The sequence below is a fragment of the Pseudoflavonifractor capillosus genome, assembly GCF_016902575.1.
GTDB lineage: Bacteria > Bacillota > Clostridia > Oscillospirales > Oscillospiraceae > Enterenecus > Enterenecus capillosus_A.
The window spans coordinates 82,351-104,813 of record NZ_JACSNZ010000005.1; the positions used below are offsets into that span (position 1 = coordinate 82,351).

Annotated in this window: 25 protein-coding genes; 7 read left to right on the forward strand and 18 right to left on the reverse strand. The window is 56.1% G+C overall.

The window, feature by feature from the left end; translation table 11 throughout:
- Position 1 precedes the first annotated feature (1 nt).
- The 13 genes from rsmB to cdaA form a co-directional block, all read right to left on the reverse strand.
- On the reverse strand, positions 2-1,327 hold the full coding sequence (gene rsmB, locus H9X86_RS03415; RefSeq protein WP_204900180.1) for a 16S rRNA (cytosine(967)-C(5))-methyltransferase RsmB: 1,326 nt from the start codon (positions 1,325-1,327) through the stop codon (positions 2-4).
- Positions 1,328-1,340: 13 nt separating this feature from the next.
- The gene (gene fmt, locus H9X86_RS03420; protein ID WP_204900181.1) at positions 1,341-2,270 is read right to left on the reverse strand and encodes a methionyl-tRNA formyltransferase; all 930 of its coding nucleotides are present in this window, start codon (positions 2,268-2,270) and stop codon (positions 1,341-1,343) included.
- Positions 2,267-2,755, reverse strand: coding sequence for a peptide deformylase (def, locus tag H9X86_RS03425; RefSeq protein ID WP_204900182.1), 489 nt, complete (start codon positions 2,753-2,755; stop codon positions 2,267-2,269). The genes fmt and def overlap by 4 nt, the downstream gene beginning before the upstream one ends.
- 23 nt (positions 2,756-2,778) lie before the next feature.
- Entirely contained in the window at positions 2,779-5,253 is a 2,475-nt protein-coding gene (gene priA / locus H9X86_RS03430) for a primosomal protein N' (protein ID WP_204900183.1), read from the reverse strand.
- Between the two features lie 97 nt (positions 5,254-5,350).
- A complete protein-coding gene (gene rpoZ / locus H9X86_RS03435; RefSeq protein ID WP_204900184.1) occupies positions 5,351-5,566 on the reverse strand; it encodes a DNA-directed RNA polymerase subunit omega in 216 nt (71 codons plus the stop codon).
- A 27-nt stretch (positions 5,567-5,593) separates the two neighbouring features.
- A complete protein-coding gene (gene gmk / locus H9X86_RS03440; protein ID WP_204900185.1) occupies positions 5,594-6,214 on the reverse strand; it encodes a guanylate kinase in 621 nt (206 codons plus the stop codon).
- Entirely contained in the window at positions 6,211-6,483 is a 273-nt protein-coding gene (locus tag H9X86_RS03445; RefSeq protein ID WP_204900186.1) for a DUF370 domain-containing protein, read from the reverse strand. The genes gmk and H9X86_RS03445 overlap by 4 nt, the downstream gene beginning before the upstream one ends.
- Positions 6,484-6,510: 27 nt before the next feature.
- A complete protein-coding gene (locus H9X86_RS03450; protein ID WP_204900187.1) occupies positions 6,511-7,398 on the reverse strand; it encodes a YicC/YloC family endoribonuclease in 888 nt (295 codons plus the stop codon).
- Between the two features lie 7 nt (positions 7,399-7,405).
- Entirely contained in the window at positions 7,406-7,936 is a 531-nt protein-coding gene (locus H9X86_RS03455; protein ID WP_204900188.1) for a hypothetical protein, read from the reverse strand.
- A gap of 1 nt (position 7,937) precedes the next feature.
- Positions 7,938-8,570 (reverse strand): J domain-containing protein, encoded by a 633-nt coding sequence (locus H9X86_RS03460; RefSeq protein WP_204900189.1) that lies wholly within the window; start codon positions 8,568-8,570, stop codon positions 7,938-7,940.
- Positions 8,554-9,444, reverse strand: coding sequence for a DUF5685 family protein (locus H9X86_RS03465; RefSeq protein WP_204900190.1), 891 nt, complete (start codon positions 9,442-9,444; stop codon positions 8,554-8,556). The genes H9X86_RS03460 and H9X86_RS03465 overlap by 17 nt, the downstream gene beginning before the upstream one ends.
- Positions 9,445-9,447: 3 nt before the next feature.
- The gene (locus tag H9X86_RS03470) at positions 9,448-10,713 is read right to left on the reverse strand and encodes a CdaR family protein (RefSeq protein WP_204900191.1); all 1,266 of its coding nucleotides are present in this window, start codon (positions 10,711-10,713) and stop codon (positions 9,448-9,450) included.
- Positions 10,688-11,581: a diadenylate cyclase CdaA gene (gene cdaA, locus H9X86_RS03475; RefSeq protein ID WP_204900192.1), complete on the reverse strand. Its 894-nt coding sequence runs from the start codon at positions 11,579-11,581 to the stop codon at positions 10,688-10,690. The genes H9X86_RS03470 and cdaA overlap by 26 nt, the downstream gene beginning before the upstream one ends.
- 204 nt (positions 11,582-11,785) lie before the next feature.
- Between cdaA and H9X86_RS03480 the strand changes: the two genes are divergently transcribed.
- Positions 11,786-12,928, forward strand: coding sequence for an amidohydrolase (locus H9X86_RS03480; protein WP_204900193.1), 1,143 nt, complete (start codon positions 11,786-11,788; stop codon positions 12,926-12,928).
- A 50-nt stretch (positions 12,929-12,978) separates the two neighbouring features.
- Here H9X86_RS03480 and glyA read toward each other — a convergent pair whose 3' ends face one another.
- Complete coding sequence (gene glyA, locus H9X86_RS03485; protein ID WP_204900194.1) at positions 12,979-14,229, reverse strand: serine hydroxymethyltransferase; 1,251 nt, start codon at positions 14,227-14,229, stop codon at positions 12,979-12,981.
- Positions 14,230-14,364: 135 nt separating this feature from the next.
- Between glyA and nth the strand changes: the two genes are divergently transcribed.
- Positions 14,365-15,003 (forward strand): endonuclease III, encoded by a 639-nt coding sequence (gene nth / locus H9X86_RS03490; RefSeq protein WP_204900195.1) that lies wholly within the window; start codon positions 14,365-14,367, stop codon positions 15,001-15,003.
- A 36-nt stretch (positions 15,004-15,039) separates the two neighbouring features.
- Here nth and folD read toward each other — a convergent pair whose 3' ends face one another.
- The 4 genes from folD to yfmF are packed head-to-tail and all read right to left on the reverse strand — an operon-like array spanning position 15,040 to position 19,379.
- Entirely contained in the window at positions 15,040-15,879 is an 840-nt protein-coding gene (gene folD, locus H9X86_RS03495; RefSeq protein ID WP_204900196.1) for a bifunctional methylenetetrahydrofolate dehydrogenase/methenyltetrahydrofolate cyclohydrolase FolD, read from the reverse strand.
- On the reverse strand, positions 15,869-16,792 hold the full coding sequence (gene lgt / locus H9X86_RS03500; RefSeq protein WP_204900197.1) for a prolipoprotein diacylglyceryl transferase: 924 nt from the start codon (positions 16,790-16,792) through the stop codon (positions 15,869-15,871). The genes folD and lgt overlap by 11 nt, the downstream gene beginning before the upstream one ends.
- 2 nt (positions 16,793-16,794) lie before the next feature.
- Positions 16,795-18,090, reverse strand: a complete 1,296-nt coding sequence (yfmH, locus tag H9X86_RS03505) for an EF-P 5-aminopentanol modification-associated protein YfmH (RefSeq protein WP_204900198.1) — start codon at positions 18,088-18,090, stop codon at positions 16,795-16,797.
- A 5-nt stretch (positions 18,091-18,095) separates the two neighbouring features.
- Positions 18,096-19,379, reverse strand: a complete 1,284-nt coding sequence (gene yfmF / locus H9X86_RS03510; protein ID WP_204900199.1) for an EF-P 5-aminopentanol modification-associated protein YfmF — start codon at positions 19,377-19,379, stop codon at positions 18,096-18,098.
- A gap of 263 nt (positions 19,380-19,642) precedes the next feature.
- Between yfmF and ylxM the strand changes: the two genes are divergently transcribed.
- From ylxM to rimM, 5 genes are all read left to right on the forward strand, one after another.
- Complete coding sequence (gene ylxM / locus H9X86_RS03515; RefSeq protein ID WP_204900200.1) at positions 19,643-20,014, forward strand: YlxM family DNA-binding protein; 372 nt, start codon at positions 19,643-19,645, stop codon at positions 20,012-20,014.
- Positions 20,015-20,017: 3 nt separating this feature from the next.
- Positions 20,018-21,358 carry a signal recognition particle protein gene (gene ffh / locus H9X86_RS03520; protein ID WP_204900201.1) on the forward strand — a complete coding sequence of 447 codons (1,341 nt, stop codon included), beginning with the start codon at positions 20,018-20,020 and terminating at the stop codon, positions 21,356-21,358.
- 63 nt (positions 21,359-21,421) lie between these two features.
- The gene (rpsP, locus tag H9X86_RS03525) at positions 21,422-21,658 is read left to right on the forward strand and encodes a 30S ribosomal protein S16 (RefSeq protein WP_087229767.1); all 237 of its coding nucleotides are present in this window, start codon (positions 21,422-21,424) and stop codon (positions 21,656-21,658) included.
- 20 nt (positions 21,659-21,678) lie between these two features.
- Positions 21,679-21,909, forward strand: a complete 231-nt coding sequence (locus tag H9X86_RS03530; RefSeq protein WP_162607922.1) for a KH domain-containing protein — start codon at positions 21,679-21,681, stop codon at positions 21,907-21,909.
- Positions 21,910-21,974: 65 nt separating this feature from the next.
- Positions 21,975-22,460: a ribosome maturation factor RimM gene (rimM, locus tag H9X86_RS03535; RefSeq protein WP_204900202.1), complete on the forward strand. Its 486-nt coding sequence runs from the start codon at positions 21,975-21,977 to the stop codon at positions 22,458-22,460.
- Positions 22,461-22,463 lie beyond the last annotated feature (3 nt).

The window sequence follows — 22,463 nt, forward strand, 5'->3', positions numbered from 1 at the left end:
GTCAAACCTCCTTTTTACGCAGTCGGGCCACAAAAAAACCATCTGTGTGATGAATATGCGGCCAAAAGGTCATCATGCCTTCTTGTCGGCCAAAACAGGGCAATTCAAAGGCTTCCAAAGTAAATTCGGGATGTTGTTTCAAAAACCATGTCACGACATCCTGATTTTCCCCGGCACGAAGAGTGCAGGTAGCATAAATCATCACCCCGCCAGGTCGCACATAGGCTGCGCAGTTGTCCACGATCTTTTTTTGTACCTCGGGCAACCCATCCAGAGGTTTGGGGTCTTTATAGCGAATATCCGGCTTTTTCCGGATGATACCAAGCCCTGAACAGGGTACATCCACCAGCACCGTATCAAACCCATCCACCCAATCAGCCCGACGCTCAGACGCACTTTGCAGCAGGGCCTCCATGGCGGTCAATCTCAGTCGGCTGGCCCCTGCCTCCAACAGCTTCATCTTGTGGGGGTGGATATCACAGGAGATGATGTGCCCTTCATTGCCCATATCTACGCCGGCAGCAAAGGACTTTCCCCCCGGCGCCGCACAGCAGTCTAGCACCCGTTGTCCCGGCCGGATCCCGGCCGCTGTCACAGCCAGGCGAGCCGCCGCATCCTGAATGTAAAAATACCCTTTCTGGTACGCATTCAGTCGCTCCATGTCTCCGGTGCCGCTGAGCAGCAGGCACCCTTCCAGCCAGGGGTGAGGCTTTACCTCCACCCCGTCCCGCTCCAGCTCTTTCACAGCTTCCTCCACGGTGCATACCACAGTATTCACCTGGGCGGTGGTGGAAGGCTGGCAATTATCTGCCTCTGCCCAGGCCCGCACACCGTCCAGGCCCAGCACCTGGCTAAACTCCTCCACCAGCCAACGGGGATGGCTGGTCTGAAGGGAGATGGACTCCAACTCGTCCCCTCCCTGGGGCTGTGGCAGAGGCATATCCCGCAGGATGCCCCGCAGCACTCCATTGACCATCCCGGCAGCTCTGGGATTCCGGCAGTGCTTTTTGGTCAGCTGCACTCCCTCGTTCACCGCAGCGCTGGATGGAATCTTATCCATGTAGAGGATCTGATACAGAGAAACCCGCAGTATGGACAGCACCTTAGGTTCCAATTTTTTCAACCCACCGGTACAGCGGCGGGCCAAATACCAATCCAGCGTCATCCTGGTCTGCAACACCCCGAAACACAACCGGGTAGCCAAGGCAGCATCCCGGCGATCCAGGCCGCTCTCTTTCAGGATTCGCTTCAAATGGCCCTCTGACCAGGCTCCTTGCCGGTCACAGGCCGTGAGGGTCAGCATCGCCGCTTCTCTGGCAGATCCCATAGGTAAACTCCTCTCAAATAGCTTCCTTCTCCTTCAGCGGATGGCCCAACAGGAAGGCATGGGCCGCCATAGCCTTTTTCCCATCTGGCTGAAGCTCTAAAATTTGCAGCACGGTTCCCTGTCCGCAGGCCACCCACAGGCCGTGCTTATCCGCCTTGACGCAAGTACCAGGAGCCTGAGCTGTCTTCTCATCTGACACCACTGTGCGGATGATCTTGCACCGCACCCCGTCCACCTCGGCGGTGGCAGAAGGCCAGGGTGTCAGTCCCCGCACCTGGTTGTGAATCTCCCTGGCGGTATGCGTCCAATCAATGGGGGACAGTGCCCGGGAGAGCATGGGAGCATAGCAGGACTGGGCATCGTCCTGAGGCACGGGTACTGCCGTTCCGCTCTCCAGCTGCTCCAGAACCTGAGGCAAGAGATCTGCCCCCATCTGGGCCAGTCGGTCGTGGAGCTGCTGGGCAGACTCATTGAGGTCAATGGCAGTAGCGCTGCTGGCCAGCATATCACCGGTGTCCAACCCCTCCGCCATATACATGATGGTCACGCCCGTCTCCTCTTCCCCATTGAGAATGGCCCAGTTGATGGGTGCTGCGCCCCGATACTTGGGCAGCAGTGAGGAATGAACATTGATACACCCCAGGGCAGGCAGCTGCAAAATATCCACCGGGAGGATCTTCCCATACGCAGCCACCACAATGAGCTGGGGCTCCAGCTCACGCAGTTGCTCCAGCGCCGTACCATCCCGCAGGGTAGTGGGCTGAAAAACCGGGATTCCTACTGTCAAGGCATATTCCTTCACAGGTGGCGGCAACAGCTTCATGCCACGATTTTTGGGCTTATCGGGCTGGGTAAAGACCCCGCACACCTCATGGCCGCACTCCACCAGCTTACGCAGAGAGGGGACCGCAAAGTCCGGCGTGCCCATAAAAACGATCCTCATGCGTTTTCATCCTCCATGGACTCCAGCTCCTCCACCGTATACAGCCGATCTGTATGCTCTACAAACAGGTGTCCATCCAAGTGCTCCAACTCGTGGCAGAAGCAGCGAGCCACAATACCCTCCCCGCTCATTTCAAAGAAGTTGCCGTTGCGATCCTGGGCCCGCACAGTGGCGGTGGCAGGACGGGTGACCACGCCGTACTTTCCAGGCACAGACAGGCAACCTTCCAGGCCGGTCTGCTCCCCATCAGAGGCAATGATCTGGGGGTTGACCAGCTCCACCATGTTCTCCTCTGCATCCATGACAATGACCACTCGGCGCAAAATACCGATTTGAGGTGCAGCCAAGCCAACGCCGTTGGCCTGTACCAGCGTCTCTTTCATATCATCCAGCAGCTCATGGAGCTTCTGATCGAACTTTTCCACCGGGCGGCAGGTCTTAGCCAGCACCGGATCACCCTGGGTCACAATGGTTCTCAAAGACATAACTCATATCCTCCTCTGTCTCATTAGTCCTGGGGATTGATGTCCCCATAGACGGAAACGCCTCGATTGGCTTTATCCTTCTGGGCTTGGCGAACCACATGGGCCACCAGTTCCCGCATTGATTTCGTATTTTGGGTCTGAAGAGTCAAGTGATATCGGTAGCGATTATTCACCTTCACCACTCGGTCCGGTGCTGGCCCCAATAGCCGACACGCAGTTGCTGCCCCCGTCTGTTGGGAGAGCAACTGCTCCAAGACTCTGCGCAGCCGAACACTGACCCTCATCACATCTTCTTCCACCTCACCGGTGACATGGATCACAAATAAATCACCAAAGGGTGGATAATCCCGCAGTTGCCGCAGGCGGATCTCCTGGGCATAAAATGTGTCATAATCCTGGCGGGCTGCACACTCTATCACCTCATTATCCGGCGTGAAGGTTTGGATCATAGCCCTCCCTGTCTTTCCGCCACGCCCCGCCCGTCCCACCACCTGGGTGAGCAGAGAAAAGGTGCGTTCTCCGCCTCGATAGTCCTCCACATATAAGGTCTGATCAGCAGACACTGCCCCAACCAGGGTTACATTTTCAAAATCCAGACCTTTGGCCACCATCTGGGTGCCCACCAGCACCGGAATTTTCTCTTTTTGGAATTGAGCCAGCAGCTTGGCGTGCCCTTGTACGCCGGTGACGGTGTCTGTATCCATCCGCATCACCCCAACACCGGGAAACAGGCGGTTCAATTCCTCCTCCACCTTTTGCGTTCCGACGCCCTGGAAACTGAACATTCCCCCACACTGGGGGCAGCTATGGGGCAAGGGCTGGGAATATCCGCAATGGTGGCACATCAGCCGTCCATTTGCCCTGTGATAGGTGAGATGCACAGAACATCTGGGGCATTCGGGAGATGCACCACACTCCCCACACATCACCATATTACTGCTGCCCCGGCGGTTGACAAAGAGAATGGCCTGCTCGCCCCGGGCAATGGTCTCACGCAGCGCCTGCTCCAGGGGCTGGCTGATGACTGCATTGTGTCCTGCCCGGAGTTCCTCTCGCATATCCACCACGGTCACCTGAGGCAGCTCCCGCTGATTGAACCGATGGCTGATTTGGAAAAAGTGATATGGCCCCTCCAGGGCATGGTACATGGTCTCCACCGACGGCGTGGCAGAGCCCAGCAACAACAGGGCTCCCTCCCTGCTGCATCGAAACTTGGCCACGTCTCTGGCGTGGTAGCGGGGGTTCTGCTCTGACTGGTAGGTGGGCTCCTGCTCCTCATCCAGAACAATCAATCCTAAATTTTTTACAGGGGCAAACACCGCCGAGCGAGTACCCACCACCACCATAGCCTCTCCGGCCCGCACCCGCTTCCACTCATCGTAGCGCTCTCCAGAAGAGAGGGCACTGTGAAGAATGGCCACCTGCTGCCCGAAATGCTGGGTAAACAGGCCCATAAGCTGGGGGGTAAGGGAAATTTCCGGTACTAAAACCATGGCTCCTCTGCCTTGCTCCAGGCTGTTGTGGATCAGCTGGATATATACCTGGGTCTTTCCACTCCCCGTCACACCGTAGAGCAGTGCAGCTGCGGGCTTGTGCTCCTCCATCAGAGTCCAAAGCCCCTCCATAGCCTGCTGTTGTTGTTGGTTGAGGGTCACCGGAGCCAAAGGCTTCTGAATCTCCTGCCCCTGGCTAGGTCGGCGGTAGACTTCCTGCTTGCGCAGTAAAACAATTCCCTGTTTTTCCAAAGACCGCAGCGTTTGTAGTGACGCCCCGGTGAAGTAACACAGCTCCTTGGCAGATACCTCTCCCATCTCGCACAGCACTTTCACCGCTTCATATTGCAAAGGAGCACGCCGTTTTCGCCCTGAAACTTGAGCCAGAGCTTCCTCCGGAGGGATGGCCAAAGAAGCCCTCTGCTCCAGCTTGTCCTTCACCTCCGGAATGCCGTCTGCACTTCGAAGGATTCCGCCCGACTGGGACAGCAGGCGCAAAGCGGGCCATGGATCCGTACCGCCAAAGCTGCTCTGGATCTCTCCTAACTCTGCACTGCCTCCATGGGCGCACAAGATATCTGCCAGTCTCAGTGCATCTCTTTGCTCTCCAGCCAGTTGATAGAGTTTCTCTCGATCCACGCCGGGTGCCACGCTCCAACTCTCCTTCAGAGAGTACCACAGCCCGGCAGGAAGCATGACACGGATGGCCTCGTAGACGGTGCAGAAGTAGTGTTCCCGCATCCACAGGGCCAACTGGATATTCTCTCGGGTGAGCACAGGCTCCTGATCCAACACCGTCTGTATGGGCTTGAGTTTGGTTGTATCCTCGGTACTCCCCAGCGCCAGCACAATACCGTCACTGAGGCGATTGCCCCGGCCAAATGGCACTGCAACCCGTACCCCGGGCTGTACTCGCTGGGCCATATGACTGGGGATAAGGTAATCAAATGGCCTGTCTATGGCATAGACGGCGGCAGCCACCGCTACTTTTGCTGTATGTGGCAACCCGCCACCTCCTCCTTTTGACCATGAAAGGGCAAGCAGCTACACACTGCTTGCCCTGCTTTCACCAGAAGGGGCAAGCCTCTTCTGCGCAGAAATCTCACTGCTCGGCAGCTTCCTCCTGGGGCTCTTCAATCTGCAGCTCGCCGCTGGCCACCTCGCGCACGGCCAAGGTCACAGCCTTCTCCGTCAGAGGGATGCCGGTCTTTTCCGACTCACTGGAAATCTCCCGGGCACGGTGTGCCACCACATTCACCAGCATATAACGGCTGGGCACATTCTCCAACAGGTCCTTCATGGGGGGGTAGAGCAACATAATCCTTCAATCCTTTCCGTTTTTCCCTTAGTCTTGGGTGCCGATGATACCATCGGCCAGATGAATACGCTTCGTAACTCGGCAGCGTTCTGCCTCCAAAATGGCCAGGATCTCCTGTGCCGCAGACATCACATTGTCGTTGACCACCAGATAGTCATATTTGACGCTTTCCCGGCACTCCGCACGGGATTTTTCCAACCGCTGGTCAATCACTTCCGGGCTGTCTGTGTTGCGGTTGCGCAAGCGGCGGGACAATTCCTCCAGAGAGGGCGGGATAATGAAAATCAGCACCGCCTCCGGGCACTTCTCCCGCACCTTGGCTGCACCCTGCACCTCGATATCCAGCAGTACGTCAATGCCCTGCTGTAAGTAGTCTTCAATCACCTTCAAGGATGTCCCATAGTAGTTGCCCACATACTCGGCATACTCCAGCAGCTCTCCATCCCGGATCATCCGTTCAAATTCGTCCCGGCTGACAAAGTTGTAGTTCACGCCATTTTCCTCGCCCACCCGAGGCTGCCGGGTGGTAAAGGACACAGAGAAGTGGATGTCTCGGCGACTGCTGAGCAGCTCTGCAATGACCGTACTTTTTCCCACTCCGGAGGGGCCGGAGAGTACAATCAACTCTCCTCTACGCTTCTTTTTCATACTTCACTCTCTCCCATCCGCTCATCTTCCTGTGACTGGGCAACACTGCGCTGCTGAAAAACTTCTGGCAGCAGCGACGACCACACCACATGGCCGCTATCCATGATCAGCACCGACTTGGTCTTACGACCAAAGCTGGCATCAATGAGCATACCCCGATCCCTGGCTTCCTGGCCTAAGCGCTTAATGGGCGCAGACTCGGGGCTGACCACAGCCACAATTCTACTGGCTGACACCAAGTTGCCAAAACCAATGTTGATTAGCTCCATATTTTCACCTCACCAACATCCAACAGCTCATTCCAGGTTTTGCACTTGCTCCCGGATCTTCTCGATCTCAGCCTTGATATCCACCACCACCCGGGCGATTTCGATATCATTGCACTTGGAGCCGATGGTGTTGGCCTCCCGGTTAAACTCCTGGATGAGGAAGTCCAGCTTACGTCCAACAGCACCGCCCTGCTCCAGCATCTCCCGAAGTTGGGCAATATGGCTGCGCAGACGCACTGTCTCCTCATCCACCGCCACTTTGTCCGCAAAGATGGCCGCCTCGGTGAGGATGCGAGCCTCTTCGATCTGCGTATTCTGAAGGATCTCCGCCATTTTAGCCTCCAGCCGAGCACGATATTCCGCCACAGTCTGGGGCGAGCGAGCCTCCACCTTAGATACCAGAGATTCAATGGTGCATACACGGCCCAGAATATCCTGGGCCAAGCGCTGGCCCTCCCGCACCCGCATGGCATCGAAATCCGTCAAGGCTGCGTCAAGAGCACCCAGCAGCCCGGTCTTCACCTGATCCTGGTTCTGCTCTTTCTTCTCCACTGTCAGCACATCGGTGAAACGAGCCAAATCGGTAGCCTCGTAATTTCCCTTTACCCACTGGCCGCCGCCCAGCTGATAGAGCTGGGCCAAAGCTGCAATGTAGGACTTAGCCAGCCCCTCATTGACCACCACAGTGGAGTCATCCTCAGCCTGGGCAGTTTGAGTGACGAACACATCCACCTTTCCCCGGGAAATAGAGCCTTGTACCCGGGCCTTCATGGCGTCTTCCGCAAAAATGAATGCACGGGGCATCTTGATGCCGCAGTCCAGATAGCGGTTGTTAACTGACCGCACTTCAATGGTAAAGGTGCCGCCCTCATAGCTGCACTCCCCTCGCCCATATCCGGTCATACTTTTAACCATCGTTCCATCAGCCCTTTCGCCAGTTTGTTCCCTTTCTCATGCGAGAAAGGTAGGCTACAATCAGCCCGCTAAAGCCAAAGTCGTAGAGTAGAAATACCACGTTTCCCAATAGGTACAGCACACCCAAATGAAGCTGCTGCAAAGGCAATCCGCTCAGTGCCACGGCTTTCGTCACAACCACAACCACAGAAAAGGCCAGATTAAAAAATACCAGCTTGCACAGTAGCTCCAGGGGCTTGCGCCGCATGGCCTCCACCCGGGACTTTACCACCGGGTATAGGCCGAACAATGCAGCGTAGAGAAGCACGCAAAACTTATCCGGCACCAGCAGCAACCCCAGTAAAGACACCGTGGCCCAGCAAAATAGCCCTGCCGAGGTGCCCCCTGCGATCACAACCCCCGCACAAGGCACCCCCGCCAAGGCCACCAGACCGATGGCTCCGGTGGGAGAAATAGCAGAACCATAGAGCAAGATGAGAGACACCGCTCCCAGCAATGCAGGATAGGTAATGCTGCGGGCAGATTTGCCTGATCTCATATCAGTTACAACCTCCACACAGGCAGTTGAGGCAGAGCATGGTGGTACAGCAGTCCAAACTGTCACACTGACCGCCAGCCATATTGGTGTTATACCCATAGCCGCCCTGCTGCATCATAGACAGCGCCTGCCGGTACTCCATATTCCCCGGCTCCATCTGGCATGCAATCTGGTAATTCTGTCTGGCTTCATCCAGCCAGCCACGGCGATAGGCTATGCTTCCCATAAGGAAATACCACTCGCCATTTTTGGTGGCTACGCCCCGCAGCAGCTGCTCCGCTCCATCCAGATTACCCATGTTGATATACTGGCGTACCTGGGCAAAGGATGTTGAACCACCGCCGTACTGGCCCTGATTGCCGTAGCCCTGATGACCATACCCCTGAGAAGAATAGCCGGACTGATACCCAGACTGATAGCCACCACCATAGGAACTGCCTGCCCCACTGCGGGCCTTGGTAATGGCGTCGTAGGCCTCATTAACCTCTTTCATCTTCTCCTCAGCCAAGTCGGCCAAAGGGTTATTCTGATAGTTATCCGGGTGGTACTTCCGGGCCAACTCCCGATAGGCCCGTTTCACTTCATCATCGCTGGCGTTGGGGCTGACTCCCAACACCTCATACGGATCTCTCATGCGTGTATCTCCCTTTGTGTAGCTTTTTTAGTTCCTTCCATCGCCCATCCAGCACTGCACTTTGAACGGCGGGAAGGCCAACACATAAAATATTACTTAGCACTTCATCCCACTCACCCAAATCCAACAGCTGTGCGGCATTGGATGCCAGTCGCACGGAATGGGTACAGGTCGTGCTGACATACTCCTGTTCCTTCCTAGCTTCACCTTGAAAGCGGGTACTCAACGGATTGTATCGTCCGCCGGCTTCATCCTCTTCCAGGTCGTCCCAAGCATCCATGAGATAGATCCAGCGGCCCACATGGTACAACAGCTGCTCCAGAATCCGATTCCGGGTCTGATCGGCTTGTGTAGGTGCCGCAGCCGCCAAAATACCGGCAAACTGATGGGCTACTTCATCCAAGCGTGGCGACTGTTCCTGTTCCAACTGGGACAAACGCTCCAGCCCCTGGCGCACTTGGGCATCAAAAGTGGGACAGGCCTGGGCCGCCCTCCGGTACGCCCTGCCAAACAGCAGACGAACTATCCGGTGGGGCAAGCCAGTCCAAAATCCGTGATCCTGAATATCATCATTCACCTTATGCCAGGTGAGAATGATACTCACATCTGCCGCCCGCTCCATACCAGTGCCTTGCAAGCAGCTCCTGGGCTTGCGCAAAGGATGGACAGGACACCGTTTGCAGACCATATACTCTTCTCTGGGATCGGATTGAAGGAGAATTGCCAAAAGCGTTAGGTCGTAATTCAAGGTGAACCGAGCCCAAAACCCGTGCCGTTTTCCCATTGCATGGCACAGGCCGCAGTAAGCAGACTGATACAGATCTCTCTGCTTCTGGGACATTTGGGACAGCGCCGGCCTGACGTATCCAAACATGGCTTACGACCTATACAGGGAAACTACGATTTTGTAGTCTCTGCCCACCACATCGATCTGGTCTCGAGTCCCAACGCTGTCCAGATATACATTTGCCGTCACCGTGTATTGACCGGCAGCCTGATTGATGTCTTTCAGGTCTGCCACCACTCGAACGTTCTCCCCAGTGACAGCATCCAACAACTCCTGGCTGCCTCGGATCTCTACTTTCAGCATCTGAGTCAAGGGCTTACCTGTCCAGCCATCTGGAGCCGAAATGCACGTGATATTGGTGGCCTCCACCGTTTTGCTCTTCAGCGAATCGTCCAAATCAATGGTGACAGTGACCTGATTGATGCCGCTGATGTTGCTGAGCTCATCGGTGAGGGCAACATCAAACACAATCTCATCCCCATCGTGGACGGTACCCAGATCAATGGTGCCCAACTCAATGGAACCTTCTGTGAGCAGGGCCTCCACTGCGGTCTTGGTGCCTCCCACGGTAAGCGTCTCTGCGCTCATGGTATATTTTACCTGGTCCAAAGACACGCCGCCGCCTTCCACCAGCTTCACTTCCAAAGGTATCTCAGCCGTAGCCAAAATGGGGAAGGTAGTCTGTACGGTCTCTGCCGAGCGCTCCACATCCAGATTGGAAATCACGTCGCCGCTGGCTCCAATGAATTGGTAGGGATAGTTGCCCCGCACCGTCTCACTGAGGTTATCTCCGTCCACCACCACTTCGGCATAGGCCACCTGGTTGACCAGCTCCGCCTGACCACTAATTGTGATCTTGGCGGGCGTGAATACGAAGTCCTCCTGATCCCCAGCCAGATATCCTTCCGCAGTGGTTCCCACAAACTTTCCTCGAAGCTCAATCTCACGCTGACGATATTCGGCCACAGTAAATGTGACATTTCCTGTCTCGCCCCGAACATACTGCACCTGACTGGAACTGACATTCGTGGGAAGCTTCACTGTGTATGCCAGCGTGTATTCCCCTGCCTTATTGATGGTAGACACATCCACCATCAACTGCACGGAACTGTCAGTGAGTTTGGCCAAAACTGCGGGAGTAGCTTTCACCGTGATGCTTGCTTTGGGCGGATCGCCTGCAATCATCAGTCCGCGGCTGGTCAGCTGCTCTTCCCCCACAAAAGTGATGGGTATATTATTGATGGGATTGCTTCGCTGGTTTCCATCCATGGATGTAACATAAAACCACATGGTTATGGCAATCACAATGGATAATACCACATAGAGCGCCTTACTGTCGAGAATCTTCTTCCCCATCTGGCTTATCCCCCTTCGTCTGTTTGAACATACTGGTGAGCCATGCTGTGCCGGAAGGCTTACTCTCCTCCTGCTCCGGCATCAATTCGTTGCGGAGCATTTGCTCCAAGGTAGCCGGTGCCAGGTGTCGCTTGAGCATACCGTTTATGGCCACAGAAATGGAGCCTGTCTCCTCGGACACCAGGGCTACCACCGCATCAGAGTTTTCACTGATGCCGATGCCCGCCCGATGGCGCATACCAAGATCCCGGCTGATGTTCACATTCCCAGACATAGGCAGCATGCACCCTGCCCCCACAATGCGTCCATTTCGTACAATCACAGCGCCATCGTGCAGCGGCGCTTTGTTCCAGAACAGATTCTTCAGCAGCTCCGCAGACACCCGGGCATCCAAAGGCGTGCCCGTCTTGAGCACATCATCCAGCATGGTCTTGCGTTCAAAGACCATCAGCGCCCCCACTTTGTCTTTGGACATGGAAGTGTAGGCCTCCACTGTCTCCCGAATGGCATACTCCAATTCGTCATCAATGGTCTCACGAACAAACATCTCTTTGATCTTGCCGCTGCCCATCTGCTCCAAAAAGCGACGGATCTCCGGCTGGAAAATAATAACCAAGGCAATAAACCCCAGCTCCACTGCATTGTTGAGAACAAACCGCACCACTTGAAGCTGCAACACATTGGCAACTCCCATTGCCAGAATAATCAAGAGAATTGCCTTGACCACCTGGCCGGAGCGGCTGCGGCGCACAAAGCGGAAAATGTGGTACACCACAAAAGCCACCAAGGCCATATCAATCACGTCAAATATGCCAATTAGCTTTATATATTCCGTTGCCGTGCTCAGAAACTGCTCCATATATTCCATTTCTTCGCCTCCAACCACCTGGCATCTATCGATAGTATGGCTATCTTACGTATTATAGCTCATAATCTGCAAATTGGCAAGCCAACTGCGGCTAAAACTTCACTTTCCTCCCAGCATAGTCAAAACACACCGTGTCCTCTTCCCTTCTGCCCCTGGCTATTGTATAATTTGAGGCATCCGACAAGCACCGGGAGGTATCACCTTATGTTAATCCAAAACGCACAAATCTATGACGCCATCCATCCCCACCCCTACGTGGGAGATGTGCTGGTACACGGCACCCGCATCCAGGCCATTGGTACCGGCCTGAGCGCACCAGGGGAAGAGATCATGGATGCCCAGGGGCTGCGCCTCTACCCTGGCTTTATTGACGCCCACAGCCACCTGGGTCTGGACAACTACGGCATGGGCTTTGAAGGCCACGACTACAACGAGATGGGAGACATTGTGGCAGCCCATCTCCGGGGCATTGACAGCTTCAATCCCTTGGAGTTGGGGGTGCGCCGTGCTCTGGAAGGCGGTGTTACCACCGTCGGCACCGGCCCGGGCAGCGCCAACGTGCTGGGCGGCACCTTTTTCGCCGTGAAAACCCACGGAAACTGTGTGGATGACATGGTGCTCCGTGACCCCGTGGCCATGAAGTGCGCCTTTGGCGAAAATCCCAAGCGTTGCTACCAGAGCAAGGGCAATTCCGCCCGCATGAGCACCGCCGCCAAACTCCGTGAAATGCTCTTTGCTGCCCAGGACTACATGGCCCGAAAGGAGGCTGCCGGGGACGACACACTGAAAAAGCCCAAGCACGACATGAAGCTGGAGGCCCTCATCCCCGTGCTCAAGGGTGAAATCCCCCTCAAGGCCCACGCTCATCGGGCAGATGACATCTGCACCGCCATTCGCATTGCCAAGGAGTTTGGCGTCAAGATGACCCTGGAGCATTGTACCGAAGGACACCTCATCCCGGAGGTAGTGGCCCGCTCCGGGTTCCCCGCCGCCGTAGGTCCCACCCTCACCAACGCCAGCAAGATTGAACTGGTGAACAAGACCTTCGAGACCCCCGGGGTCCTAGCCCAGGCAGGAGTTCAGGTGAGCATCATCACCGATAACCCTGTCATTCCCCAGTCCTATCTGCCCCTATGCGCCGGACTGGCGGTAAAGGCAGGCATGGACCCCTTCGAGGCCCTGAAAGCCATCACCATCAATCCGGCCAAACATCTGGGTGTAGCCCACCGGGTAGGCTCTTTGGAAACAGGCAAAGACGCCGATCTGGTGCTGGTGGACGGAGACCCCATGGTCAGCGACAGCCACATTCGGGCCGTGTGGGTCAACGGTCAAAAAGTCGTAGGTTAATACGCAAAATGTGCCTGACACATGACATGTCAGGCACATTTTTATTTATCTTATCTGTAAATGGGGTGCGCCTGGGTCAGCTGAGCCACACCCTGGCGGATCTCCTCTGCTTTATGCTCAAAGTCGGTGGCAGCCCACACAATGTACTGGGCCACCTGATCCATGTCGGCAGTGGTGAAGCCACGGCTGGTCACCGCAGGAGTGCCCACCCGGATGCCGCTGGTTTGGAAGGGAGAACGGGGATCCCCCGGCACCTTATTTTTATTGACGGTGATACGCACCTCGTCCAGTCGCCGCTCCAACTCTTTTCCGGTGAGGTCGCCCAGATTACGCAGATCCACCAGGGCCAAGTGGTTGTCTGTACCACCGGACACCAAATTCATTCCCCGGCTCATCAGTCCCTGAGCCAGTGCCTGGGCATTGTCCACCACCTGTTGCTGGTAGACTTTGAACTCAGGCTTGAGCGCCTCGCCCAACGCCACTGCCTTGGCAGCAATGATGTGCATGAGAGGGCCTCCCTGAGCGCCAGGGAAGATGGCAGAGTTGATCTTCTTGGACAAATCCTCGTCGTTGGTGAGAATCATGCCGCCCCGGGGCCCACGCAGGGTCTTGTGGGTGGTGGTGGTCACCACATGGGCATAGGGAACAGGAGAAGGATGCAGGCCAGCAGCCACCAGGCCCGCAATGTGGGCCATATCCACCCACAGGTAGGCCCCCACCTCATCGGCAATGGCACGGAAGCGGGCAAAATCAATGGTTCTGGGATAGGCAGAAGCGCCAGCCACGATCATTTTGGGTTTGCACTCCTTGGCCACCTTCTCCAGCTGGTCGTAGTCGATGTAGCCCGTCTCCTCGTCCACACCATAGGCCACGATGTTGTAGTACTTGCCGGAGAAGTTCACCGGGCTGCCATGGGTCAAATGTCCACCGTGATCCAGGTTCATGCCCAGAACGGTATCCCCAGGCTGGCATAGAGCCATATACACCGCATAGTTGGCCTGGGCGCCGGAGTGGGGCTGCACGTTGGCAAACTTGGCTCCGTAGAGCTGACAAGCCCGCTGAATGGCCAGATTTTCCGCCACATCCACGCACTGGCAACCACCGTAATAGCGCTTACCGGAGTAGCCTTCTGCATATTTGTTGGTGAGCACACTACCCGCTGCGGCCAACACCGCCTCAGAGACAATGTTTTCCGAGGCAATGAGCTCGATGTTGTCACATTGTCTCTCATACTCCGCCCGGATGGCAGCTCCTACCTCAGGATCCGCCTTAGACACAAAGTCCATATACTCCAAAACCATGGTCGTTCCACCTTCCCTTTCGGTTGAGTTACCCACATTATATCTGCTTTACTTCAATAAAGCAATAGATAAACCGTGAAACTTTCGTGACATTCTGCACAGGTCTATGGTATGATATCGCCAGAGGTGATACATATGAAAACTCCCCAGCAGGTTCAAGCCATGGTGGACGGGCTCAAAACCCTCTACCCCGACGGCATCTGCTCCTTACAATACAAGAAAGACTACGAACTGCTCTTTGCCGTGCGGCTCTCCGCCCAGTGTACCGACGAGCGGGTCAATCAAGTGACCCCTGCCCTCTTCGCCCGTTTCCCCACCCTGGAGGATTTCGCCCAGGCCGATGTAGAAGAAGTGGGTGAGTACATCCACTCCTGCGGCTTTTTCCGGGCCAAGAGCCGGGATCTGGTGCTGTGTGCCCAGATGCTTCTCTCCCAGCACGACGGCAAAGTCCCGGGCACCATGGAGGAACTGGTGGCACTCCCGGGTGTGGGGCGGAAAACCGCTAACCTGATTCTGGGTGACGTGTTCCACACCCCCGGTGTAGTGGTGGCTGACACCCACTGCATCCGCATCACCGGACGCTTGGGCCTCACCGACGGCACCAAGGATCCCGGAAAGGTGGAAAAACAACTGCGGGAGATTCTTCCCCCTGAAGAGTCCAACGACTTCTGCCACCGTCTGGTGCTCCATGGTCGGGCAATCTGCACCGCCCGTCAGGCCAAGTGCGGGATGTGCCCTCTGGCCCCGGTATGCGACTACGCTGCCAAACAGTAAACCATCAGCCCCGCCGAAAAATCGGCGGGGCTGATATCATTTTAGATGATTTTTGGCCGCTGTCAATGTATTGAGCATAAGCATGGCTCGGGTCATGGGCCCCACTCCGCCGGGCACGGGAGTCAGATAGGAGGCTTTAGGCTCCACTTCCTCCACCACGACATCCCCGCACAGCTTACCCTCTGCATTTCGGTTCATGGCCACGTCGATGACCACAGCACCCTCTTTCACCATGTCTCCGGTAACCAGACCTACCTGGCCCACAGCAGATACCAAGATGTCTGCTGTGGCGGCAATCTCCTTCATGTCCGGCGTGCGGGAGTGGCAGATGGTCACAGTGCCGTGGGCATGGAGCAGCAGCATGGCCATAGGCTTGCCCACAATGTTGGAGCGGCCCAGTACCACACACCGCTTCCCGGTGGGATCAATGTGGTATTCCTTCAGCAGTTCCATCACACCACCAGGGGTGCAGGGCTGGAAAATGGGCCGGCCGATGGTGAGCTGACCCACGTTGTAGGGGTGAAAGCAGTCCACGTCCTTGCCGGGATCAATGGCCAGAAGCACCTCTTCCTCGCAAAATCCCCGGGGCAGGGGCAGCTGCACCAGGATGCCGTCAATGTCGTGCCGACGATTCAGCTCACCAATGAGTTCCAGCAGCTCCTGCTGAGTGCTGGTCTCAGGCAGGGCGTACTCCTCGCTATAATAGCCGCACTCCTCGCAGTCCTTGCGCTTGCTGTTGACATATACTCGGGAGGCAGGATTATCCCCCACAATAATGACCGCAAGTCCAGGACGGCGGCTCAGCTGTGCCGTCTCTTCCCGGGCCTGTTCCTTCAATTTTTTGGCCAGTGCCAAGCCATCCATTTTAATTGCCATGTTCTTCTTTCCCCTTCCCGGCCACGGTTAGGGGTGGGGTCACGCCCTTCCCCCGTTTCCACTGGATCACCATGATGATAACCGCAACCACCGCTGAAATGATTCCCACCAACTGGGATGTGCGCAGGCCGGTGCCGAAGAAATACAGGCTGTCCGTGCGCATACCTTCAATCACAGCACGGCCCACGCCGTACCACGCCACATAAGACAGGAAAATCTGTCCGTCAAACTTCCGCCCCTTCCGGGCCAGCAGTACCAAGAGCACAAACCCCAGCACATTCCACAGAGATTCATAGAGGAAGGTGGGGTGAACCCCCAAACTGCCGTCCAAAATACTCTGATACATCTCCTGGGATTCCAACAGCCCCTTGTCCATCATCTCTTTGGCGATGGAGGCAGAGCACATGCGCCAAGGCAGAGTGGTCAGGCCGCCATAGGCCTCCACATTGACAAAGTTGCCCCATCGCCCAATGGCCTGGCCGATGAGCAAGCCGTAGCATCCCACATCTGCATAGTTCCAGGAAGACTGATGTCGCACCTTGCAGTACACCGCCACAGTGATGACCGCCATGATGACCCCGCCATAGATGGCCAGGCCACCGTCCCAAATGGCAATGGCCCTTCCCCAGTCAAAGGATCCATCTGCATTGATATAGATGGAACGATAGAAGATCACATAATACGCTCTGGCGCCAATGATAGACAAGGGGACAGCAAAGAAGAGCATATCCGTGAGCTTCTCTCCGTCCACGCCAAAAAAAGACGCCTTACGATAACAGTAGAGCACTGCCAGCAAAAAACCAAAGGCGATGATGACGCCGTACCAATAAATATCCTTACCAAACAGACTCAATGCAACTCGATTGAGGTCAAATTCCAACCCCAGGCCGGGGAAGGATACTGTATTGACCATGGTCAATCCCACCTTTCCTGTCCTGCGGTGCCCACCGGACAAACCACCGAGAGAGAAACCCGCTCCGGCACACACCACTGTTCCAGCATCAGTCTGGCATCCTCCCACTGGATACTCTGGAAACACTGAGGGAAATCGAAATAGTCTTCACCCCGGAAAAAGTTTTGGGCCAGCTCGATACAGGTGTCCTCCAGGGAGTTGAGTCTGCGCACCATGCTGCCGTAAGCGGCTTTTTTCAGGCGTTCCCAGAGGTTGGGGTCCACGCCCTCCCGGCAAAGCCGCCGGGCCTCTTCCAGCACGGCATCCCGCACCGCCCGGGGATCCCGGCTCTCGCCACCCGCCATCAGGTAAGCACATCCAGGCACCGACTCGTAATCTCCGCCAAAGCTGCTGTTGATGAGTCCTTCCTCATAGAGCTTGGTGTACAGGGGTGCAGAGGAGCCAAAGAGCACGTCGCACACCAACTCCCCCACCAACTGCTGCCGCAGCTCCTGCCCGGCAGACGCCGGGTCGCCTTTGATCCCCAATTCAAACATCGGCACAGACACCGGCATCTCCCGCTCCATATAGGTGCTCTGCACCCCGGCAGGCTCCTGCTGGCCCAGGTCTGCCCGGCCCAGATGTCCGCCCCGGGCAGGGATGATCTCCCGAGCCAGCTCAGCCACCTTCTCGGGGTCCACAGACCCAGCCACACACAGCACCATATTTTCCGGGCGGTAGAAGGCCTCATGGCAGCGGTAGAGTACCTCAGGGGTGATCTCTGCAATGGACTGCTCGCTGCCTGCCACCCGCACCCGCACCGGATGGTTTTGATACATCTGCTCCATCAGCTGATAGTACACTTCCACGTCCGGGTCATCCAGACACATACGGATCTCCTGGGCAATGATGCCCTGCTCTTTGTCCACACTCTCCTGAGTAAAATAGGGTGTTGTGACAAAGCTCAAAAGGGTGCGCAGGTTTTCCTCGAAGCCCCGGGTGCACTCAAAATAGTAACCAGTGATGGCCGCAGCGGTAAAAGCATTGTCCACAGCACCGTTGGCTGCCATGATTTGCAGCACATTCCCCTCCTCCGAGTCAAACATCTTGTGCTCCAGGAAATGGGCCACTCCCGCCGGGGTGTCCACCCAGTGTCCGTCCTCACTGCGAAAACGCAGGTGCATCCCACCGTAGCGGGTGGCAAAAAAGGCAAACTGCTTGCCGTATTCCGGTCGGACGTCCACGAGAATCTCCAGGCCATTGTCCAGCCGCTGGCAATACAGGGTCTCCCCCAGCAGGGTATATTCTCTTTGTTCCATGGCGCTCATCCCTCCTCTCCCGTGAGATAGTAAACGGTATCCAGGCTCAGCGCCCGTGCCACATCCACCACATCCTGATGGGTGACCTGCTCCACCCGTCGGGCCATGTCGTCCACATCGGTGGGATCTCCTCCGGTGAGGGAAACGGTGACGCAGTCGTCCTCCATCAGGCCCTGGCTGTCCTTGCGACTAATCAGCGCATTGACCACCGAGCGGGTGGCGGCTTGTAGCTCCTCTTGCGTAAAATCACCTTGGCGAATGGCATCCAGCTGGGCCAAGATAGCCTCCTTGGCCACAGAAAACTTGGAAAATTCCACTCCAGAAGAAACCACCATAAGGCCCTTGATCTTATCCAGCAGCGAGGAAGCAAAGTAGCAAAGGCTCATCTTCTCCCGCACGTTGGTAAACAGTTTGGAGTGGGCACTACCCCCGTACAAAGCATTGCATACCATCAGAGCGGGAAGCAGGGGATGGTTGACTGCGATTCCACCGGTGCGAAATCCCATGGCCAGCTTTCCCTGGGTCACATCCAGCACATCGGTGACCTCTCGCACCTGCTCCTGCACGGGTCGGGCCAAAACCTGGCACTCCACAGGGGCCTGTCTGTCCTGAAGCAGCGATGCAAACGAGGCGGCCACAGCCTGCTCCACCCGCTCCAGGGGTGCAGATCCACCGTAATAAAAGGTGACATGACTCTGTGCCAACAGATTATGATAGTGCTGCCACAGTTCTTCCGCAGTCATAGTGCGGGCCTTCTGGGCGTCCCCCAACTTGTCGATGGCGTACCGCTCCTGGCCACACATCTCCTGCACCAGCCGGAAGATGGACCAGCCCCGCTTGTCATTGATGCGGGCACCAATGCGGTCAGCCAGATTGGCCCCTTCACCAGAGACAAACTCACGGTCAAACACCCCATCTACGGTGTAAGGATCCAACAGGATCTCCCCCACCAGTGCGATGGCCGGCTCCAACACAGCCATGCCATCCAGCGCATAGCGGTCATCAATAAAGCTGCACTGGAACCCGACGCACTGGCTCTCCCCCCGCTGGCGCACCGCAGGGCCCAGTGAAGCCCCGTACAGCTCATCGGTGGCAGCAGACAGGCTCTCTATATCAGGGTGCTGACGACTGCCCCGGTACAACACATCTGGAATCAGGGCATAGGCCGTGGCTGTCTCCTCTTGCAGCGGCACCGTCAGCGTCACGCTGAATACACCGGTTTTGAATTGATCGGTCTGGGTCATCACCAACTCCACCCCGCAGGCCAGAGTCTTGTGGAATCGCTCCATAGGTTACCTCCTATTGGGACATCTTTGATATTGGTATATTATACATCATTTCCTTCCCCTTGCCACTACAAACTTTCCCTTCCCCCGTTTTTTTATCCTTTGCGTCACATTTCCCAAACCGCCGTCTCCAATGCCCGTGATTTTGTGAATTTTTACGTTATTCGTGGTAAGTGTTTTCCCTTGACAGGGACAGGATGCTATGGTATAGTATCTACTTGTAAAGCGCTGCTGCTTTACACAACGCGGTAAAGGAGGCGAGATCCATGAAGAATCAGGCATACCGCATGGCCATGCTCTACGATTTTTATGGGGATCTGCTCACTGACCGCCAAAAGGAGTTCTACGACCTCTACTACAATGAGGACTTATCCCTTTCCGAAATTGCCGAAAACTACGGCATCTCTCGCCAAGGCGTCCGGGACGTGATCGTGCGTGCCGAGGCAGCCATGGATGAGATTGAGGAAAAAACCCATCTGATCCGTCGCTTTCATCAGAGCCAGAAAGAATTGCTGGCCATTGACCAGGCAGCGGATCGACTGCTTGAGGCCGTGCGTGCAGGCTCCTGCACCGCCTCCACCTTGGAGGAAATCGCCTTGAGCATTAAGAAGCATACCGCCAAGCTGGAACAGGAGTAAGCCATGGCATTTGAAAGCTTAACTGAAAAACTTTCTGCCACCTTCCGCCGCCTGCGTGGTAAGGGCCGCATCAGTGAGGCCGACGTAAAAGCCGCTATGAAAGAGATCAAGATGGCTCTTTTGGAGGCAGACGTCAATTTCAAGGTGGTAAAAAACTTTGTGGCCTCGGTGACCGAACGAGCCGTAGGCACCGATGTACTGGAGTCTCTCACCCCTGCGCAGATGATCGTGAAGATCGTCAACGAGGAGCTCACCGCTCTGATGGGCGGTGGGGACAGCAAACTGACCATTGCCTCTGCCCCGCCCACCGTGGTGATGTTGGTGGGCTTGCAGGGTGCAGGTAAGACCACCAACGGTGCCAAGTTGGCCGGACTGATGAAAAAGCAGGGCAAGCGTCCTCTGCTGGCCGCCTGTGACATCTACCGCCCTGCCGCCATCCGGCAGCTGGAAGTGGTGGGTGAGCAACTGGACATTCCAGTCTTCCAAATGGGCCAGACCAACCCGGTGGACATCGCCAAAGCTGCCGTAGAACACGCAAAAAAGTACGGCAACGACATGGTGTTTCTGGATACCGCCGGCCGGCTGCACATTGATGAGCAGCTCATGGATGAGCTAAAGGCCGTCAAAGCCGCAGTCAACCCCACCGAGATCTTGTTGGTGGTGGACGCCATGATCGGTCAGGATGCGGTCAATGCCGCCAAGGCCTTTGACGAGGCTTTGGATATTGACGGCGTGATGCTCACCAAGCTGGATGGTGACGCCCGAGGCGGTGCCGCCCTCTCCATTCGCTCCGTCACTGGCAAGCCCATCAAGTTTGCCGGTACCGGCGAAAAGCTGGACAACATCGAAGTCTTCCACCCCGACCGCATGGCCAGCCGCATTTTGGGCATGGGCGATGTGCTCTCCCTCATTGAAAAGGCGGAGCAAAGCCTGGATGCCAAAAAGGCCGCTGAGCAGATGGAGCGGCTGCGCAAAAACAAGTTTACCCTGGCCGACTTCTACGATCAGCTGGTGCAGGTCAAGAAGATGGGCTCCATACAGGACATCGCCGCCATGCTCCCTGGCATGAACGGCAAAAAGATGGATCTCAATGTGGACGAGCGTGGCCTGGCCAAAATCGAGGCCATCATCCAGTCCATGACCCCCTATGAGCGAGAGAATCCCTCTGTGCTCAACTCCAGCCGGAAAAAGCGCATTGCCGCCGGTTCCGGTACCCAAGTGGTGGACGTCAACCGCCTGCTCAAGCAATTTGAGGGTATTCAGATGCTCACCCGTCAATTTTCCAACCCCAAGAAGGCCAAAGGCCTGCTCAGCCGTTTCAAAGGCATGGGGTTACCCTTTTAAGGTTGGTTTCTGTCCCCCACGGACATTGCCATATACGATAGAATCTATGGAGGTGAAAATACAATGGTTAAGATCAGACTGCGTCGAATGGGTGCTAAGAAGGCTCCCTTCTACCGTGTTGTGGTTGCCGACTCCCGTTATCCCCGGGATGGCCGTTTCATCGAGGAACTGGGCACCTATGATCCCCGCCAGAATCCCGCTGCTGTCAACATCGATGTGGAGCGCGCTCAGGCTTGGATCAAGACCGGCGCTCAGCCCACCGACACCGTGCGTGACCTGCTGAAGAAGGCTGGCCTGTAAGCGCACGATTGGAGGTCCTCATGAAGGAATTGCTCACTTATATTGCCCAAAACCTGGTGGAGCATCCGGACCAGGTTTCTGTGACCGAGCACGAGACTCCCGCAGAGACCGTTTTGGAGCTGCGAGTAGCCGCCGAGGATATGGGCAAGGTGATTGGCCGTCAGGGCCGCATCGCCAAGGAAATTCGGGCGCTGATGCGCTCGGTTGCCCAGCGTCAGGGCAAAAAGGTTTCAGTTGATATCATCGACTGATACAGCCGCTGAGGCGGGGGCTTGCCCCCGCCTTTTTGATTTTTACACTAAGAGGTGAACCTATTATGATCCATCCCTATCTGGAGTGCGGACAAATCGTCAACACCCACGGCATCCGTGGTGAGGTAAAGATCGTCCCCTGGGCGGACAGCGCCGAATTTCTCTGCCAATTCTCTACCCTGTACATTGACGGCAGCCCGATAAAGGTGTTAAACGCTCGGGTGCACAAGGGCAGCGTCATCGCCCAGCTGGAAGGCGTGTCCGACGTCAACACCGCCATGCTGCTGAAAAACAAGGTGGTGCATATCCGCCGTGAGGATGCCAACCTTCCTGAAGGCGCCTTCTTTTTGGCTGACATCATCGGTTTGGACGTGGTGGATGAAGAAGGCACCAAGTTGGGCACCTTGAAGGACATCCTCTCCCCCTCCCGCCAGCAAGTATATGTGGTGGAGGGAGAGCGTCAAATTCTCATCCCTGCCGTCCCTGAATTTATTCTGGAGACCAATGTGGATGGGGGCTACATCAAAGTTCGTCTCATCGAGGGGATGTGAACG